General features: G+C 63.3%; 13 protein-coding genes and 1 pseudogene. 7 read left to right on the forward strand and 7 right to left on the reverse strand.

Features of this window, described 5'->3' with window-relative positions:
* Positions 1-166: 166 nt before the first annotated feature.
* From A7A08_RS07210 to A7A08_RS07225, 4 genes are read left to right on the forward strand one after another with little or no spacing between them, the layout of a single operon-like run.
* Positions 167-1,474, forward strand: coding sequence for an SGNH/GDSL hydrolase family protein (locus A7A08_RS07210; RefSeq protein ID WP_069094837.1), 1,308 nt, complete (start codon positions 167-169; stop codon positions 1,472-1,474).
* A gap of 39 nt (positions 1,475-1,513) precedes the next feature.
* Positions 1,514-3,010, forward strand: a complete 1,497-nt coding sequence (locus tag A7A08_RS07215; protein ID WP_069094838.1) for a GDSL-type esterase/lipase family protein — start codon at positions 1,514-1,516, stop codon at positions 3,008-3,010.
* Between the two features lie 10 nt (positions 3,011-3,020).
* Positions 3,021-4,499 carry an MBOAT family O-acyltransferase gene (locus tag A7A08_RS07220; protein ID WP_069094839.1) on the forward strand — a complete coding sequence of 493 codons (1,479 nt, stop codon included), beginning with the start codon at positions 3,021-3,023 and terminating at the stop codon, positions 4,497-4,499.
* Positions 4,500-4,513: 14 nt separating this feature from the next.
* Positions 4,514-4,996 (forward strand): hypothetical protein, encoded by a 483-nt coding sequence (locus tag A7A08_RS07225; protein WP_141693893.1) that lies wholly within the window; start codon positions 4,514-4,516, stop codon positions 4,994-4,996.
* Positions 4,997-5,119: 123 nt separating this feature from the next.
* On the opposite strand, the gene A7A08_RS07230 is transcribed toward A7A08_RS07225, so the two are convergent.
* The 4 genes and pseudogenes from A7A08_RS07230 to A7A08_RS07240 all read right to left on the reverse strand — a co-directional run bounded on the left by A7A08_RS07230 (position 5,120) and on the right by A7A08_RS07240 (position 12,600).
* The gene (locus A7A08_RS07230; protein ID WP_069094841.1) at positions 5,120-6,538 is read right to left on the reverse strand and encodes a glutamate synthase subunit beta; all 1,419 of its coding nucleotides are present in this window, start codon (positions 6,536-6,538) and stop codon (positions 5,120-5,122) included.
* 122 nt (positions 6,539-6,660) lie between these two features.
* Entirely contained in the window at positions 6,661-7,800 is a 1,140-nt protein-coding gene (locus A7A08_RS17580; protein WP_425349005.1) for a GltB/FmdC/FwdC-like GXGXG domain-containing protein, read from the reverse strand.
* An 18-nt stretch (positions 7,801-7,818) separates the two neighbouring features.
* Positions 7,819-11,486: pseudogene (gene gltB / locus A7A08_RS07235) on the reverse strand (glutamate synthase large subunit); the annotation flags it as partial.
* Positions 11,487-12,138: 652 nt separating this feature from the next.
* Positions 12,139-12,600 (reverse strand): Hsp20 family protein, encoded by a 462-nt coding sequence (locus A7A08_RS07240; protein WP_069094842.1) that lies wholly within the window; start codon positions 12,598-12,600, stop codon positions 12,139-12,141.
* A 330-nt stretch (positions 12,601-12,930) separates the two neighbouring features.
* Here A7A08_RS07240 and A7A08_RS17305 point away from each other — a divergent pair, with 330 nt between their 5' ends.
* Positions 12,931-13,551: an alpha/beta fold hydrolase gene (locus A7A08_RS17305; RefSeq protein WP_342586632.1), complete on the forward strand. Its 621-nt coding sequence runs from the start codon at positions 12,931-12,933 to the stop codon at positions 13,549-13,551.
* The gene (locus tag A7A08_RS17310; RefSeq protein WP_342586633.1) at positions 13,548-13,808 is read left to right on the forward strand and encodes an alpha/beta hydrolase; all 261 of its coding nucleotides are present in this window, start codon (positions 13,548-13,550) and stop codon (positions 13,806-13,808) included. The genes A7A08_RS17305 and A7A08_RS17310 overlap by 4 nt, the downstream gene beginning before the upstream one ends.
* Before the next feature lie 6 nt (positions 13,809-13,814).
* Here A7A08_RS17310 and hisN read toward each other — a convergent pair whose 3' ends face one another.
* Complete coding sequence (gene hisN / locus A7A08_RS07250) at positions 13,815-14,609, reverse strand: histidinol-phosphatase (RefSeq protein WP_069095062.1); 795 nt, start codon at positions 14,607-14,609, stop codon at positions 13,815-13,817.
* Positions 14,610-14,930: 321 nt separating this feature from the next.
* Positions 14,931-15,854 carry an N-formylglutamate amidohydrolase gene (locus tag A7A08_RS07255; protein ID WP_069094843.1) on the reverse strand — a complete coding sequence of 308 codons (924 nt, stop codon included), beginning with the start codon at positions 15,852-15,854 and terminating at the stop codon, positions 14,931-14,933.
* Between the two features lie 374 nt (positions 15,855-16,228).
* Between A7A08_RS07255 and cpdR the strand changes: the two genes are divergently transcribed.
* Positions 16,229-16,621, forward strand: a complete 393-nt coding sequence (gene cpdR / locus A7A08_RS07260; RefSeq protein ID WP_069094844.1) for a cell cycle two-component system response regulator CpdR — start codon at positions 16,229-16,231, stop codon at positions 16,619-16,621.
* Positions 16,622-16,642: 21 nt separating this feature from the next.
* On the opposite strand, the gene A7A08_RS07265 is transcribed toward cpdR, so the two are convergent.
* On the reverse strand, positions 16,643-17,077 hold the full coding sequence (locus tag A7A08_RS07265; protein WP_069094845.1) for an SRPBCC family protein: 435 nt from the start codon (positions 17,075-17,077) through the stop codon (positions 16,643-16,645).
* Positions 17,078-17,154: the final 77 nt, after the last annotated feature.

The following is a 17,154-nucleotide window of genomic DNA, read 5'->3' on the forward strand; positions in this document are numbered from 1 at the left end:
CAGGCGACACGCTTACCCTCTTGCAAACTGGTCCCAATCTGCTTCACAACTCCTGTAGCGGGGTACGGCATGCAATATGAATTGTGGCTTGGCGTTGCGGTGTTTCACGGCTCGCCATGTTCCAATTCGGAACGATTAGGGGGGCCCAACGGGGGTCCGATCGATCATGTTTCGTATCGCGTCCAATTTCCGAACGGTTTTCACGCTGCGCCCGGTCCCGGGGGCGGCGTTATTTATCGCCATTTCGCTGATCTCCGGCTTTGCCGCGCTTTCGTCCGGCATGGCCCAGAACAGCAACGGCTTTCAGCGCAGCTATGTCGATCCCTTTCCCAAGGGTGATCGCTACCGGATACTGGTCGTGGGCGACTCCCTCGCCGACGGGCTTTGGTCGGGGCTCTACCGCAGCTTCGAGGACGAGACGAACCTGGAGGTGGTCCGGAAGTCCAAGGTCTCGACGGGCCTTGTCCGGACCGATCGCTATAACTGGAACGAGGCGCTGCCCGAGCTCCTAGAGGGCGAGCGCAAGTACCAGATCGCCGTGGTGATGTTCGGCGCCAATGATGCCCAGAACATTCGTCAGGACGGGGAATGGTATCAGCCGGGCTCGGAAGGCTGGCGGAAGGTCTATTCGGAGCGGGTCGAGCAATTCCTGCGCACTCTGCGGGAGAAGAATATCGCCACCTATTGGGTCGGGCTGCCGGTGATGCGGACTGCCCAGGACAATAAGGACGCGGAGGTGATGAACGACATCTTCCGCGAGAAGGCGTTCATCTACGGCACGAAGTTCATCGAGACCTGGGCGGGCTTCACCGACGAGGCCGGCCGCTACAGCGCCTACGGTCCCGACATGACGGGACAGCAGCGCCGCTTGCGGGCCAATGACGGCGTGCATTTCACCATGCGCGGCTATCTCAAGCTTGCTCATTTCGTGGAGAAGGAAATCCGGCGCGACCTGAAGCTCGCCAAGGCGGAGCGTAATATTCCGCTGGCCGGGAGCGAGCAGGAGCAGGCGCGGGTGATGGGTCGCAAGATCTCCAAGGGAAGTGGCGACTCACCGGAAAACTATGGCGGACACGCCATCTCGGGTGAGGCGATCCGGCCTGGCGCCTCCGGGGAGGTAGAGAATCCCATGAGCGGCGATCAGGCGGTGGACGATCCCGAAGGTCCGCGCATGGAAGAGAGCATGGTCGGCGGGGTCGCGCTGCTGCGGCCGGCGATGTCGGATTCGGTACTGGAATCCGAGGCGCTCGGCGGCCAGGGCGGCGGCGGTTCCGCGGGCCAGACCGTGGCCGCGCAGCTGGATAACGGTCTAACGGCGCTGAGCTCCATCTCGGCGGTGAGCGACCTGTCGATGGTCTCCTCGAAGCCGCGGCTGCCGCTGGCCGAACGGCCCTATTACCGCGTGCTCGTCAAGGGCGAGCAGCTGAAGCCCAAGGAGGGCCGGGCCGACGATTTCCGCTGGCCCATGCAATAGCGACCATCGGGAGCCGACGCCTCGGGAGGGGATCGCTGAATGGCCGGCCAGACCCAGCATGAGAGTGACCGACCGAGAGCGGGCCGCATCCGCGGCATCGTCGCGGCGGTGCTGGGTTTCGCACTCCTGACCGCGGTCACCTTCCTGGCCGTCCAGCAAATCTTCGGACCCGCCACCGAGGTCGCGGCCCCGGACGGGGAGAACGGCTACTTCGACAATGGAAACGGTGGCGAACGGGTCGACGTCACCGGCCTGCAAGTAGCGCGCGACGCCAAGGACCATCGGCTCCTGCCGCCGGTTACCGGCGACGGCTCCTTCTACGATGCCCTTCTAGGACTGGAGACGGGCAAGGGCCACGAGACGGTCACGGTGCTTCACCTGGGCGACAGCCATATCGCGGCCGACCGGATCACCAAGGACATTCGCAGCCGCCTTCAGGCACGCTTCGGCGATGCGGGGCGCGGCCTGATGATGCCGGGCTTCCCCTTTCCCTACTACCGTGCCGAGGGGGTCACATTCGACAAGACGGGCGATTGGCAGGCGGCCAATTCCCTCACCGACGATGGCGCCTACGGCATCACGGGGGTGAGCCTGAGCGCCTCTTCTCCCGACGCCACGCTCAGCCTGAGCGCCGACAAGCCGTACCAATCCGCAGAAGTGAGCTTCCTGGTCGGTCCGGGGCAGGGGAAGGCGGTGATCGGAGAGGGGGATCAGCGGCAAACGGTCGATACCCAAGCGGCGGACCGTGGCGTGCTGCGCGTATCGGTGGGCGGCGGCAAGAGCCTTTCCATCGCGCCAACGGGCGAGGGGAAGATCACCGTGCTGGGCATCGCCACGGGTCAGGACACGCCCGGCATCCGCTACGTCAATCTGGGTATTCCCGGCGCATCGGTGCTGACGACGCGGCGATGGAGCGACCGCCTGGTGGCGCAGGATCTCGAGGCACTTTCGCCCCAACTCGTGGTGGTTGGCTATGGCACGAACGAGGGGTTCCAGGACGGGCTCGATATGGAGGCGTACCGGGCTGAATATGAAGGGCTTATCGCGAAGATCAGATCGAGCCTGCCCAATGCCACCCTGCTGATCCTTGGGCCGACCGATGGGGCGAAGCTCCCAACTTACGCGAAGTTCGACGATGCGCTTTCTCTACGCTGCGCGCCGCTCACCTCCGGTGAGATTAGCCGTTACGACGAGTTCCTCAGCGGCAAGTCGGACGCGCTGGCGCGTTGGTATCCGCCGCCGAAGCTCGCCGAGGTGCGCAAGGTGCTGAAGGAGACCGCGGAGAAGCAGGGCGCGCTTTATCTCGATCTGGAAGAGGTGATGGGCGGGCCCTGCAGCATCCATCGCTGGGCCCAGTCCGAGCCGGCATTGGCGCTGCCGGATCACGTGCATCTCTCCGATCTCGGATCGGAGAAGATCGCCCAGGCAATCGTCGACGATCTGATGGACGGCTACCAGACCTATCGCAACACGCCGCCGCCGACCGGCCGTGTCGGCGAGACGGACGCGGCGGCGCCAGCAGAGCCGAAGCTATAGGTCAGCCGCCATGCTGTTTCCCACGCTCCAGTTCGGCGCCTTCTTCCTGGTGGTTTTCGCCATCGCCTGGGAGCTGCGGGCCCGGCCGGAGGGGCGGAAGACGTTCCTGGTGGCGGCGAGCTACGTGTTCTACGGCGCATGGGACTGGCGCTTCGCCGGTCTTCTCGCCGCCAGCTCGCTGATCAACTACGCGGCGGGACGGCTGGTCTCGGTCGCAAGCGGGGACCGCGACAAGAAGATCCTGGTGGCCATCGCCGTGGCGATCAATCTCGGGATCCTGGGCTTCTTCAAGTATTACGGCTTCTTCCTGGAGCAACTGGGCGAGCTTCTGGCCCGCGGTGGTATGGCCCGGGACATGCCGTTCCTGGAGGTGATCCTGCCGATCGGCATCTCCTTCTTCACCTTCCAGGGCATCTCCTATGTGGTCGATGTCTACCGCAAAGAGATTCCGGCCGAGACGAACCCGCTCGACGTTTTCCTCTACATCTCCTTCTTTCCGCAGCTGGTGGCCGGCCCCATCGTGCGGGCGGCGGATTTCCTGCCGCAGCTGAAGGCGGAGCCTGAGCTCGACCGGGAGATGGTCGCCAAGGGCATCGTGCTGATCCTGCTCGGCCTGTTCAAGAAGATGGTGATCGCCAACTACCTGGCGACGCTGCTGGTGGACGATGTGTTCTTTGCGCCCGACGCCTATAGCGGGCCCGATCTTCTGCTCGCCGTCTATGGCTACGCGATCCAGATCTATTGCGACTTTTCGGGTTACAGCGATATCGCCATCGGGGTCGCCGCGCTGCTCGGTTATCACTTCAAACCGAACTTCCTGCAGCCCTATCGCTCTGCCTCGCTGCGCGAGTTCTGGCGACGTTGGCACATCTCGCTTTCCACCTGGCTGCGCGACTATCTCTACAAGCCCCTTGGGGGCAGCCGGCATGGCACCGTCACGACCTACCGGAACGTCATGATCACCATGGTGCTTGGCGGGCTCTGGCACGGCGCGAACTGGACGTTCCTGATCTGGGGCGCGATCCATGGCGTGGCCCTGGTGATCGAGCGCATGATCCTTGCTGTCCTACCGGCCTCTGGATCGGGGGTCGTCGCCGGGGACAGCTTCGGCGGGGCCGTAAGCGCCGGCTGGGGCAGCGCGCCTTCCCGGGAGGCGCTCGTCCGAGCGTTCGGCGTGCTCGTCACCTTCAACGTCGTGTGTCTCGCCTGGATCTTCTTCAGGGCGGAGTCCCTCGACTATGCGCTGCTCTATCTTCAGGGGCTGGTGGACTGGTCGGGTCCAGTGGAGATGGCGACGCCCTTCCTAGTGGCGCTGGTAGCCGTGTCTCTCGCCGCCCATTTCCTACCCGAGGACCTGCTTCCCGGCGCGATCGCATGGCTGGAGGACCGCAGCGCCCTCACGCTCGGGGCGGTGCTCGGGTTCGGCATTCTCCTCATTTGGGCGATTGCGCCGGAGGGCGTCGCGCCGTTTATATATTTCCAGTTCTGATGGAGGTTAGTCCCGTGTCCTCTTTCGCGCTCGCATTCCGCCGAAAATCCTTCCTGGACCGTGTTCTTGCCGCGGAGGGGCCAGACCGCACTCAAAGCGCTGATGCTGTGCCGCGGCCAATTCCGCCCGTCGGCCAGCGCATCGGCGAGGTCGCCGACCGCAGCCCCGCGAGGCGGGCGGCCCTGCTGGCGCTTCTGATCGCGGCGGCACTCCTCGCCGTATTCAATTCCGAGGGTCTTGTCTCGACCGCCCGAGATCTCGCAGAAAGCCGGTTGGGCCGGTCGCTCCTGCCGGTGGCGGAGCGCTGGGATGATGCCATGGAGCGAGTTGGAGCGAAACGGCTGATGGCTTCGGTGCGCGGTCTGGTGCTCGATGCGCAATATGCCAGCTGGTCCGACGTGGCGGCGGTGTTCGGCGCAGGCGATGACCCGATCACGGCCAAGCGCCGGACCGATGATGGCCCCTACACGAGCTCTATGCCAGGCGAACGGCGTTAGACGAGCGGCAAGTGCTGCTGTCACCCCCGCGAAAGCAGGCGTCCAACAACGCACTTTTCGTGGACCGCGAGAGCGGGATTGCTGGATCACCGGGGCAAGCCCGGTGATGACGTTCAGAGATTGCTACCGCGGCAGGTCCGTGGTGCCCATGAGGAACTTGTCGACCGCGTGGGCGGCCTGGCGGCCTTCGCGGATCGCCCAGACGACCAGAGACTGGCCGCGGCGCATATCGCCGGCGGCGAAGATCTTGTCGGTGGAGGTCTGATAGTCGTTCGTGTTGGCCTTCACGTTGCCGCGGCCATCCAGCTCAAGACCAAGCGCTTCCAGCATGCCCTGCTTGACCGGGTGCACGAAACCCATGGCGAGCAGCACGAGATCGGCCTTCAGCTGAAACTCGCTGCCTTCGATGGGCTTCATCTCCTCATCGAGACGCTGGCATTCCAGGGTGGTCACCTTGCCGTCCTCGCCGATGAAGCGTTTGGTGGAGACGCTGAAGTCGCGGTCCGCGCCTTCCGCCTGGCTGGAGGAGGTGCGGAACTTGAGCGGCCAGTGAGGCCAGGTCAGCATCTTGTCTTCCTGCATCGGCGGCATGGGCATGATCTCCAGCTGGGTCACGGAGACCGCGCCTTGGCGGAACGAGGTGCCGATACAGTCGGAGCCGGTGTCGCCACCGCCGATCACGACGACATGCTTGCCGTCGGCCAGAATGGGCTCAACATCGCCCAGATCCTCGCTGGACACGCGGCGGTTCTGCTGGGTGAGGAAGTCCATGGCGAAATGCACGCCATCAAGCTCGCGGCCTTCGATGGGGAGATCGCGGGGCGACTCGGACCCGCCGGCGAGCACGATTGCGTCGTAATCGCTCAGCAGTTTCTTCGCCTCAACGTCTTTGCCGATATGGGTGTTCAGGTGGAACACCACGCCTTCCGCCTCCATCTGCTGGTGGCGGCGCTCGATGATGTGCTTCTCCATCTTGAAGTCGGGAATGCCGTAGCGCAGCAGGCCGCCGGGCTGAGCATTCTTCTCGTAGAGATGGACCTCGTGACCGACGCGGCGAAGCTGTTGAGCACAGGCCATGCCGGACGGGCCGGAGCCGATCACGGCGACCTTCTTGCCGGTCTCGTGCTCGGGCGGCTGCGGCTCGACCCAGCCTTCTTCGAATGACTTGTCGGCAATGGCGCATTCGATCGATTTGATGGCCACCGCGTCGTCATGGATGTTCAGGGTGCAGGCGGCCTCGCATGGGGCGGGGCAGACGCGGCCCGTCACTTCCGGGAAATTGTTGGTCGAGTGAAGGTTGCGCGCCGCCTCCTGCCAGTCCGTGTGATAGACGAGGTCGTTCCAATCGGGGATCTGGTTGTTCACCGGGCAGCCCTGATGGCAATAGGGGATGCCGCAATCCATGCAGCGCGCGGCCTGGTCCTTCACCTCGCCCTCGGGCAGAGGCTTCACGAACTCGCGATAATGGCGCACGCGATCGGCGGCCGGCTCCAAGCTCCGGTCCTCACGCTCGATCTCGAGGAAGCCTGTGACTTTTCCCATCTTATTCCCAACCGTTGCGACGACCGAAAGCCGCCGTTCTCAAACCTATTCTGTCATCGCGCGCGCCGGAGCGCACCCCCGCCGGCCTGCCGGCACGTGGGGCGGTTCCAGCCTATGTCGCGCTATTTGGCGTCCGGCATGCCGACTTCGAGCTCGGCCAAGCCAGTGTCCTCGGCGGCCTGCGCCTCGGCCATCTCTTCCAGGGCCCGGCGGTATTCCACCGGCATCACCTTGATGAATTTCGGCAGATACTCTCCCCAGTTCTCCAGGATCTGACGGGCGCGCTTGGAGCCTGTGTAGTGGAGATGGTTCTGGATGAGCTGGCGAAGGCGCTTCTCGTCGTCCTTCGTCATGTCCGTCAGGTCGACGAGGCCGTGGCTCTCCATGTCGTTGATCTGATGCTGATCCTGGGCGTTGAATTGCTCCTCCGCCGGGATCGGCTCGAGATCGACCATGGCCATGTTGCAGCGCTGCTCGAAATCGCCTGCCTCGTCCAGGACGTAGGCCACGCCGCCGGACATGCCCGCCGCGAAGTTGCGGCCCGTGCCGCCGAGCACGACGACGACGCCGCCGGTCATGTATTCGCAGCCGTGATCGCCGGTGCCTTCGACCACCGCCAGGGCGCCGGAATTGCGGACGCCGAAGCGTTCGCCGGCGACGCCGTGGAAGTAGCACTCGCCGGTGATGGCGCCATAGAGCACCGTGTTGCCGACGATGATGGACTCTTCGGGCACGATCTTCGCCTCTTCCGGCGGCCGGACGATGATGCGTCCGCCGGAGAGACCCTTGCCGACATAGTCGTTGCCTTCGCCGATCAGGTCGAGGGTCACGCCGTGGGCAAGCCATGCGCCGAAGCTCTGGCCGGCAGAGCCGCGCAAGGTGATCCAGATGGTGTCCTCGGAGAGGCCCTTATGGCCGTAGCGGGTCGCGACCTCGCCTGAAAGCATCGCGCCGGCGGTGCGGTCGATGTTCTTGATGGGCAGGTCGAGCTTGACCGGCTTGCGGTTCTCGAGCGCGTCCTTGGACAGCTCGATGAACTTGCGGTCCAGCACCTCTTCCAACTCGTGGTCCTGACGCTCGGTGTTCGAAAGGGACACCTCGGGGCCGACCTGGGGTTTGTGGAAGATGCGGCTGAAGTCGAGGCCGCGGGCCTTCCAATGGTCGATGGCCTCGCTCTTGTCGAGGATCTCGGAGCGTCCGATCAGCTCCTCGAGCTTGGTGAAGCCGAGGGCCGCCATGTATTCGCGCACTTCCTCGGCCATGAAGAAGAAGTAGTTGATGACGTGCTCGGGCGCGCCGGAGAACAGCTTGCGCAGGACCGGGTCCTGCGTGGCGATGCCGACCGGGCAGGTGTTCAGATGGCATTTGCGCATCATGATGCAGCCCACGGCGATGAGCGGGGCAGTCGCGAAGCCGAACTCGTCGGCGCCGAGCAGGGCGCCCACCAGAACGTCGCGCCCGGTCCGCAGACCGCCGTCCACCTGGACCGCGATACGGCTGCGCAGACCGTTGAGCACGAGGGTCTGCTGGGTCTCGGCGAGGCCGATCTCCCACGGGCTGCCGGCATGCTTGATCGACGTGAGCGGGGACGCACCCGTGCCACCCTCGAAGCCGGCGATGGTCACGTGGTCGGCCTTGGCCTTGGCGACGCCCGCAGCAACCGTGCCGACGCCGATCTCGGACACCAGCTTCACCGAGATATCGGCTTTCGGGTTGGTGTTCTTGAGATCGTAGATGAGCTGCTTCAGATCCTCGATCGAATAGATGTCGTGGTGGGGCGGCGGCGAGATGAGGCCGACGCCCGGGGTCGAGTGGCGCACCTTGGCAATGGTCGCATCCACCTTGTGGCCGGGCAGCTGGCCGCCTTCGCCGGGCTTCGCGCCTGTGCCACCTTGATCTGGATCATGTCCGCGTTGACCAGATACTCCGTGGTCACGCCAAAGCGGCCCGAAGCGACCTGCTTGATGGCGGAGCGCATGGAGTCGCCGTTCTCCATGGGCGTGAAGCGATCGGTCTCCTCGCCGCCTTCGCCCGTGTTGGACTTGCCGCCGATGCGGTTCATGGCGATGGCGAGGGTTGTATGGGCCTCACGGCTGATGGAGCCGTAGGACATGGCGCCCGTTGCGAAGCGCTTGACGATCTCCTCCGCCGGCTCGACGTCCTCGAGCGGCACCGGCTTGCGGCCGAGCTCCTCTGCGGAGCGGATGCGGAACAGTCCGCGCAGGGTAAGAAGGTGCTCGTTCTGCTTGTTCACCTGCTCGGCGAAGCTGCGATATTTCTCCGGCAGGTTGCCGCGCACGGCGTGTTGCAGGTCGGCCACGACTTCGGGCCGCCACATATGCTGCTCGCCGCGGATACGGAAGGCGTATTCGCCGCCGACCTCCAGGGCGTTCTTGAGCACCGGCGCATCGGAGAAGGCGAGGCGATGACGCTCGACGGTCTCGCGGGCGATCTCCTTCAGGCCGACGCCTTCCACCTGGGTGTGGGTGCCGGTGAAGTATTTCTTGATGAAGTCCGTGCGCAGGCCGACCGCGTCGAAGATCTGGGCGCCGCAATAGGACTGATAGGTGGAAATGCCCATCTTGGACATCACCTTGAGGATGCCCTTGTTGATGCCCTTCACGTAGCGCTTGATGGCTTCCTCGGCCGTCAGCTCCTCTTCGAGATCGTCGAGGATATCGACGATGGTGTCGAAGGCCAGATAGGGGTTGATCGCCTCCGCGCCGTAGCCGGCCAGCGTGCAGAACTGGTTCACCTCATAGGCTTCGCCGGTCTCAACGACGAGGCCCACGGAGGTGCGCAAGCCGTTGCGGATTAGGTGATGATGCACGGCGCTCGTGGCCAGCAGCGAAGGAATCGGGATCCGGCTGGCGCTCGCCGCCCGGTCGGAGAGAATGATGATGTTCTCGCCCGCCTTCACGGCTTGCTCGGCCTTCTGGCATAGCGCGTCGATCGCTTCTTCCATCCCTTCGGCGCCCTTCTCGGCCGGATAGGTGATGTCGAGCGTGGCGGTGTGGAAATGGTTGTCCGGAACCTCGCCGATGCAGCGAATGCGCTCCAGGTTCTCGTTGGTGAGGATCGGCTGGCCCACCTCGAGACGCTTGTTCTTCGACGTGCCTTCCAGATCGAGCAGGTTCGGCCGCGGGCCGATGAAGCTCACCAGGGACATGACGAGCTCCTCGCGGATCGGATCGATCGGCGGGTTCGTCACCTGGGCGAAGTTCTGCTTGAAATAGGTGTGCAGCAGCTTGGGCCGGTCGGACAGGGCCGAAAGCGGCGTGTCGGTGCCCATGGAGCCGATCGCTTCCTGGCCGCCTTGGACCATGGGCGCGATGAGGAACTTGATGGCTTCCTGGGTGAAGCCGAAGGTCTGCTGGCGGTCGAGCAAGCTGACATTGGTCTTCGGCCGGTGGTTTCCGCCATTCGGACCCGGAAGGTCGGAAACGTGGATCTGGGTGCGGTCGAGCCATTCCTGATAAGGATGGCTGGAGGTCATCTCCTCCTTGATCTCCTTGTCGGAGACGATGCGGCCCTTCTCCAGATCGATGAGCAGCATCTTGCCGGGCTGGAGACGCCACTTCTGGACGATGTTCTCTTCCGGAACGGGCAGGACGCCGGTCTCCGACGCCATGACCACGAGGCCGTCGTCGGTGACCAGATAGCGGGCGGGGCGCAGGCCATTGCGGTCGAGGGTGGCGCCGATCTGGCGGCCATCGGTGAAGGCGACCGCGGCGGGACCGTCCCACGGCTCCATCATGCAGGCATGGTATTCGTAGAAGGCGCGGGTTTTCTGATCCATGAGCGGGTTGCCGGCCCAGGCTTCCGGGATCAGCATCATGGCCGCATGGGTCAGGCTGTAGCCGCCCTGGACCAGGAACTCCAACGCGTTGTCGAAACAGGCGGTATCGGACTGGCCGTCATAGGAAATCGGCCAAAGCTTCTGGATGTCCTCGCCGAACAGGGGAGAGGAAACGGAAGCCTGGCGCGCCGCCATCCAGTTGACGTTGCCGCGGAGCGTGTTGATCTCGCCGTTATGGGCGACCATCCGGTAGGGATGAGACAGCTTCCAGGACGGGAAGGTGTTGGTCGAGAAGCGCTGATGCACCAGCGCGAGCGCCGAGGCCATCTTCGGATGATGCAGGTCGGCGTAGTAGGCGCCGAGCTGATAAGCCAGGAACATGCCCTTGTAGACGACCGTCCGGGACGACATGGAGACGGTGTAGAAGCCGATGTCGTGACCGCCGGTCTCGCCGTTGATGGTGTTGGCGATGATCTTGCGGACCAGATAGATCTTCCGCTCGAAGGCGTCATCGTCCAAGGGCTCGGCGCCCTTCCCGATGAAGACCTGGCGGTGGAACGGCTCCGTCTCGATGACGATGGGCGGCAGGCAGTCGTTGTCGGTCGGCACGTCGCGCCAGCCGAGCAGGGTCAGGCCTTCCGACTCGACGGCCCGCTCGACCACGGATTCACAATAGATGCGCTGGGCCTTGTTGGCCGGCATGAAGAGCTGGCCGACGGCGTATTCGCCCTGGGCCGGCAGCTCGAAATCGCAGACCTCGACGAAGAACTCATGGGGAATCTGGAGCAGCATGCCGGCGCCGTCGCCGAAGCGCGGATCGGCGCCCGCCGCACCGCGATGGGTCAGGTTCACGAGGAGCTGCAGACCGGATTCGATCGTCTTGTGGGTGGGCTTGCCTTTCAGGTCGGCGATGAAGCCCACGCCGCAGGCGTCATGCTCGAGAGCGGGATTATAGAGTCCCTGCGCACGGGGCATGCCGAGAGGCGCACCGATAGATGCCAACGCGCTTCCGGAGTGAAGCGCACTTAGAGACTTGGACGCGCCGATAGAACGCATACGCGAATTCTCGAATTTCATAGCCACATCGAAGTTTGGCCCGCGCCTCGGCTCCGCGTCATCTCGCGGATTTCGAAAATGCCTGCGGGGCATTGAAGTTACGTGTGTCGCTCAGCCAATAAGTCAACGCCGAGGCTGCGCATCGCGCAACAGACCCGGCCCATGCCTCAGGCGATCCCCCTTGTCGACCCGGCCTCCGGACGGAAGCACGCTGAAAGATTTCAGTTTGCGATCGCGGCTGCCGGACCCGGCCGGTGCAGACTGTCCGGCGCGGTTCCACAAAGGTCAGCAAGCCTGTCCTATTCCGCCTCAAAATGACAGAATTCCCCTCGGCAGACAAGCCGATTTCGGGCCGGAGACCAGAGAAGGGGCTTCTTGGCCGCGTCAATACCTCCAAAGGTTGAGGAGGGTTTCGCGCGGATCGCACAAAATCGTGCGTGGGCAGAGCAATAAATAATAATCTCAAATTGAGACTAGCGCAGATTGTGTATTTTATTCAGATGTTTGCTGTGGTCTCTTGCGAGTAAATCTCGCCGAGAAAACTGGCTTGCATTAACACTCGCGTAAAGTGTCTCCCCCTACAGTGTTCGAACTGCCAGGGACAAAAGTCCAGCGTGTCTTCCGGCGGTTCCTACAGCAGGTTTTCTCCCATAGCACCTGCAACAAGGAAGGGCGCCTCCAAGCGGTGGCGCCCTTTTTGTTGCTTAAGACGCCCGCCAGGACGTCGGGACAGCAACAGTGGCGACTAGGCCGCCTTGCTGTCGATCACCTTGGGTGTTTCGTTCTTGGTGGTGATCTCGATGGTGCGCGGCTTCATGGCTTCGGGAATCTCGCGTTTCAGATCGATATGAAGCAGGCCGTTCTCGAGCTTGGCGCCCGTCACCTCGACATGGTCGGCAAGCTGGAAGCGCCGCTCGAAGCTGCGGGCCGCGATGCCGCGATGCAGGAAGGTGGTGTCGTTCGTATCCTCCTGCTTCTCGCCACGCACGCTCAGGGCGTGCTCTTTCACCTCGATATTGAGATCCTGCTCGCTGAAGCCGGCGACCGCCATGGAGATGCGGTACTGGTTCTCGGCGACCCGCTCGATATTGTAGGGCGGGTAGCTCGGGGCGTCGTTCTCGAACGAGCCCAGATGGTCGAGCAGCGTGCCGAGACGGTCGAAGCCGATGGTCGAGCGATAAAGGGGGGTCAAATCGAATTGTCTCATGTCACATCCTCCTAAAGAAGCGATATGCTGATGTCCGCTCGATCAGGCGAATCTCCATGAGCCGCTCTGATGGGAGCCGGACGGGTTGGAAGCGCAACCCTTCAGAGGCGTTGCGCGATAAGGATATGGGAAGGCATCTTCGGCCGGTCAAGATTTCTAATCGGCTGAAATCGCTGGCGAATTGAATTTTTTTGGAGGCCAGAGCCCAAGCTGCGGCGTGCTGATCCGGACCCGATGATGGAGCTTGTTTCTATCCCACAGAATCCCGCCCCTCTGGGCGCAACCGTCGATGCGCTGGAGATTCCACGCCGTTTCCGAAAGCCGATCCGTGTGCGTTACGCCCATTGGCCGTCAGGCCTCAAGGAGCGGCACGGCACGGTCTGCATCTTTCCGGGGCGGAGCGAATATATCGAGAAATATTTCGAGGTCGTCGGCGATCTGCGCCGCCGCGGCTTCTACGTCGTGGCGATCGACTGGCGGGGGCAGGGGGGCTCGACGCGTCTCGCGCGCAATCCTCTCAAGGGGCATGTGCGGAGCTTCGACGACTATCAGACGGATGTCTCGCGCCTGATGAGCGAGGTGGTCCTGCCGGACTGCCCGCCGCCCTACTACGTTCTCGCCCATTCCATGGGCGGCGCGATCGCACTGAAGGCGGCCACCATGCGGGGCAGCTGGTTCGAACGCATGGTGCTCTCGGCGCCCATGATCCGTGTCCGGGGCCTGCCCGTATCGGATGCCTTTACGGCCAATGCCACCGCACTGGTTTCGGCGGTCGGTCTTGGCCGACTGGCCGTGCCGGGCGGCATGAGGGTCTATCGCCAAACCCAGATCTTCGACGGCAACATCCTGACGAGCGACGCGGAGCGCTTCGCGCGCAATCTTTCGGTTCTCAGGCTGCGCCGGAGCTCGCCGTGGGGGCGCCGACCTTCGGCTGGGTGCGCGCCGCGATGAGCGCAATGGATGAGATCAACGACCAGGCGTTTGCGCGCCGGCTGCGGGTGCCCGTGGTCATGCTTGCCGCCGGGAACGATCGCATCGTCTCCAACGACGCGATCGAGACATTCGCCGACCGGTTCAGGCTTGGCTCGCAGATCGTGCTCAGGGGCTCCGAGCACGAGATCCTCCAGGAACGCGATCCGATCCGCGAAGAATTCTGGGCGGCATTCGATGCTTTCGTGCCCGGCGCCAAGCTGAAGCGGAGCGCGTAAGCCCGGCTAGGGATTGAGGTATCTCAGCGCTTTTTCGTGCAGCGCCGGATCGCCCGCGGCGATGATCCGCCCGCCTTGGGCGGGGTCGCCGCCTTCCCATGTGGTGACCACGCCGCCGGCAGCTTCCACGATCGGGATCAGCGGCAGGATGTCGTAGATGTTCAAGCTTGCCTCGACCACGAGATCGACCTCGCCCATGGCGAGCAGGCAGTAGTTGTAGCAGTCCCCGCCATAGCGCTTCAGGCGCACATTGGCTCCCAGCTCGTCGAAGCGCGCCAGCTCCCACTCTTCGAACATGTAGGGCCCTGTGGCGCCGAGAAGGGCGTCGGCGAGGTCTGCGCAGGCGCGTGTACGCATGAGCTTTTCGGTTTCGCCGCGGCGATAGATGGCCTTGCCGTCCGCGGCCCAGAAGCGCTCGCCGAGAAAGGGCTGCTCCATCATGCCGACATAAGGAGCGCCATCCTTCGCCAGCCCGATGAGGACCCCCCAAAGCGGCTGGCCCATGATGAAGGCGCGGGTGCCGTCGATGGGATCGAGCACCCAGCAATATTCGGCGTCTTCGTTCTCGCTGCCGAATTCTTCGCCGATGATGCCGTGATCAGGGAAGCGCTCGTTGATGAGCGCGCGCATGACGCGCTCGGCTTCCTTGTCCGCCTCGGTGACGGGATCGAAGTCGCTGCCGCCCTTATGCGCAATTCCGACGCCTGCACGGAAACGCGGCAATATGACCGAGCTTGCCCGGTTCGCAAGGGCGTGGGCTTGCGCTAAAAGGGCGTCGAAATCGGGTTTGGTCGAGGTGATGACGAGGTCTCCTTGATGCGGTTTTCCCCAAGAAATCAACGGGGTCGTTGACCTGGACGTTTGCCGGGATGGCGGAAATCCAACAAATCCGGTCGCAACGTATGGCGCATTTGCATCACTGTTCTGCAAAAGCCACCTGCGACGTCTGCAACCTTGCACTTTGTGCGTCGCAATGACATATTGTTGCAACGCGGCATAACGCTTGTTGTGTCGCTGCCCTCCTTGGGCGTTTCCTCCCTAGACTTGGGCCGTTCGGATCTATTTCGAACGGCCCTTTTTTATGTCTGCAGTCTTGAGGGAGCGAACGGCACGGCTTTGCCGCTACTCGGCGGCCGCCTTGGGAACCTCGCGAGGGGCCCGGAACGGCGCCTCGCACTCGGCCTGGAATTCCATGACGGCTTCCACGACCTGCTTGAGGTCGGACCGCAAACGGTCGAAGCCCGGCCGCTTTCTGAAACTCAGCTCATCCATATAGAGCGCGCGGTTGATTTCGATCTGCAGCACGTGGCGCCCCTCATCCGGGGAGCCGTAATGTTCGGTGATGTAGCCGCCGGCATAGGGCTTGTTGAGGCTGACTGCATAGCCCAGAGCGCGTAGCTCCTGGGCGGCGAGCTGCATGAGCGCGGGATGGCAGGAGGTACCGTAGCGATCGCCCAGGACGAAGTCTGGCCTGCCGCCGTCGTTGTCGGCCATGGGCGTCGAAGGCATGGAGTGGCAATCGATGAGGACCGCGGTGCCGAAGCGCGTCTTGGCTTCCAGCAGCAGGCTGTTCAGGGTCTCGTGGTAAGGCGTGTAGATGCGGTTGATGCGCTCCATGGCCGCGGCGATCGACAACGGCTCGCGATAGATCTCTTCCGATTCCGACACGATGCGCGCGATGGTGCCCAGCCCGCCGACCACCCGGACCGATTGGGTGTTGGCGTATTCGGGCAGGCGATCTCCGAAGAGCACGGGATCGAGCTCGTAAGGCTCCCGGTTCACGTCGAGATAGGCACGGGGGAAATGGGCGATGAGCATCGGCGCGCCGAGCTCCGCGACGAAATCGAACAGCTCGTCGACATAGCAGTCCTCGGAGCGGCGCAGGGTCACGGGATCCAGCTTCGAGGCGGCGAGAAAGCTCTTCGGGTAGCGGCGGCCGCTGTGAGGCGAATTGAATATGAAGGGGAGCTCGATATTGGCGGGCTGGATCACCTCGAACGCAGGTGACAGCTCCGACCTGATCGTCTCAGCCTCATCGGGGCACATTCTAATTCCTCAACTGTCATCCGTCCGCGCCGTCTCGATGGAAACGCGAACGGCAGGAGTGAGGCAAACTCTGCCAACCGGGACAAGTTCTGTCTAGGCGTCTTATAGCTTGTGCGACACCGAAATTGCGGCGATGATTTAAGCGATCGGGGGCGGCCGTGCGCAAGGCGTCCGGCTGCCGGCTTAGGGAGATTGCCTCGCCTTCGCGAATTCTTTCCGCCGGTGCCATGCGGGCCACGGCAAGGGCTCATTTACCGGTTTCGTGTAGAGCCTTCGAATCTGCGGCCGGGGCGGTGATTCAGTGAAGCGCTGAGCAGTCGCGTCTTGCTTGAGTAGCCGTATTTTTCTTCGGCGATGTGTTTAGGGGGAAGTCGATGGTAGCGAACGATCCGAGGGCGCGCAGTCTTCAGCGCATTCTTCTGGCCGAAGATGACGAGGACATGCGCCGCTTTCTGGTGAACGCGCTGAACAAAGCCGGGTTCGACGTGGTCGCGTTCGGCAACGGGCTCGAGGCGTATGAGCGTATGAAGGAGGAGCCCTTCACGCTGCTCCTCACCGACATCGTGATGCCAGAGATGGATGGCATCGAGCTGGCCCGCCGGGCGAATGAGCTCGATCCGGACATCAAGATCATGTTCATCACGGGTTTCGCCGCCGTGGCGCTCAACCCCGACAATCAGGCACCGAAAGACGCGAAGATCCTTTCCAAGCCCTTCCATCTGCGCGATCTGGTGGATGAGGTCGAGCGGATCCTCGAGACGGTCTGAGGCATCCGGCCGGCGCGTTGCCTACCGGCTGCGAGCCTTGAGGGCGCGCTCGATCCCTTTCGCGCAATCGTTTGCGAAATTCTGAACCGCTTGTTCGGCCTGTTCCGGCGACGTGCCCGGAGTGGGCTCGAAATCGCCGGTGTAGTTGAAGATGGAATTGCCATCGCCGTCGTCGACGATCCTCACGGTGCCGACATAGCCGACGTCGTAGGCGGATTTGAAATTCTTGTTGTCGGTGATGAGGTAGGAGAGGGTCCTCTTCCTCTCGTCGAAGCTCAGCATCCGTTCCCAAAGGGTCGAGCCGTCGGTGTTGGTGAGGACGCGAACGCGCCCGCCATCTTCGAGAACGCTGCCGAGGCAGCCGCTGCTCAGGATCGGGAGCAGGTTGAATCCCCCTGCCAGGCTCCAGACCTCATCGGCGGAAAATGGAATCGGGACGTTCACTTCGACATGCATAAGGCCTCTCCCCGTCGTCTGTTCGACTGAGACAAGCGTTCAATCGCACGGCACGGGTGTCAAGGCGAAGGCCGTGC

Origin of the sequence: Methyloligella halotolerans, assembly GCF_001708935.1 — a bacterium.
Classification (GTDB): domain Bacteria; phylum Pseudomonadota; class Alphaproteobacteria; order Rhizobiales; family Methyloligellaceae; genus Methyloligella; species Methyloligella halotolerans.

Coding starts and splice junctions, on each gene's coding strand:
- A7A08_RS07210 (WP_069094837.1), top strand. CDS start 167: ATGTTTCGTATCGCGTCCAATTTCCGAACGGTTTTCACGCTGCGCCCG.
- A7A08_RS07215 (WP_069094838.1), top strand. CDS start 1,514: ATGGCCGGCCAGACCCAGCATGAGAGTGACCGACCGAGAGCGGGCCGC.
- A7A08_RS07220 (WP_069094839.1), top strand. CDS start 3,021: ATGCTGTTTCCCACGCTCCAGTTCGGCGCCTTCTTCCTGGTGGTTTTC.
- A7A08_RS07230 (WP_069094841.1), bottom strand. CDS start 6,538: ATGGGAAAAGTCACAGGCTTCCTCGAGATCGAGCGTGAGGACCGGAGC.
- A7A08_RS17580 (WP_425349005.1), bottom strand. CDS start 7,800: ATGGCCGAGGAAGTGCGCGAATACATGGCGGCCCTCGGCTTCACCAAG.
- A7A08_RS07240 (WP_069094842.1), bottom strand. CDS start 12,600: ATGAGACAATTCGATTTGACCCCCCTTTATCGCTCGACCATCGGCTTC.
- A7A08_RS17310 (WP_342586633.1), top strand. CDS start 13,548: ATGAGCGCAATGGATGAGATCAACGACCAGGCGTTTGCGCGCCGGCTG.
- A7A08_RS07255 (WP_069094843.1), bottom strand. CDS start 15,854: ATGTGCCCCGATGAGGCTGAGACGATCAGGTCGGAGCTGTCACCTGCG.
- cpdR (WP_069094844.1), top strand. CDS start 16,229: ATGGTAGCGAACGATCCGAGGGCGCGCAGTCTTCAGCGCATTCTTCTG.
- A7A08_RS07265 (WP_069094845.1), bottom strand. CDS start 17,077: ATGCATGTCGAAGTGAACGTCCCGATTCCATTTTCCGCCGATGAGGTC.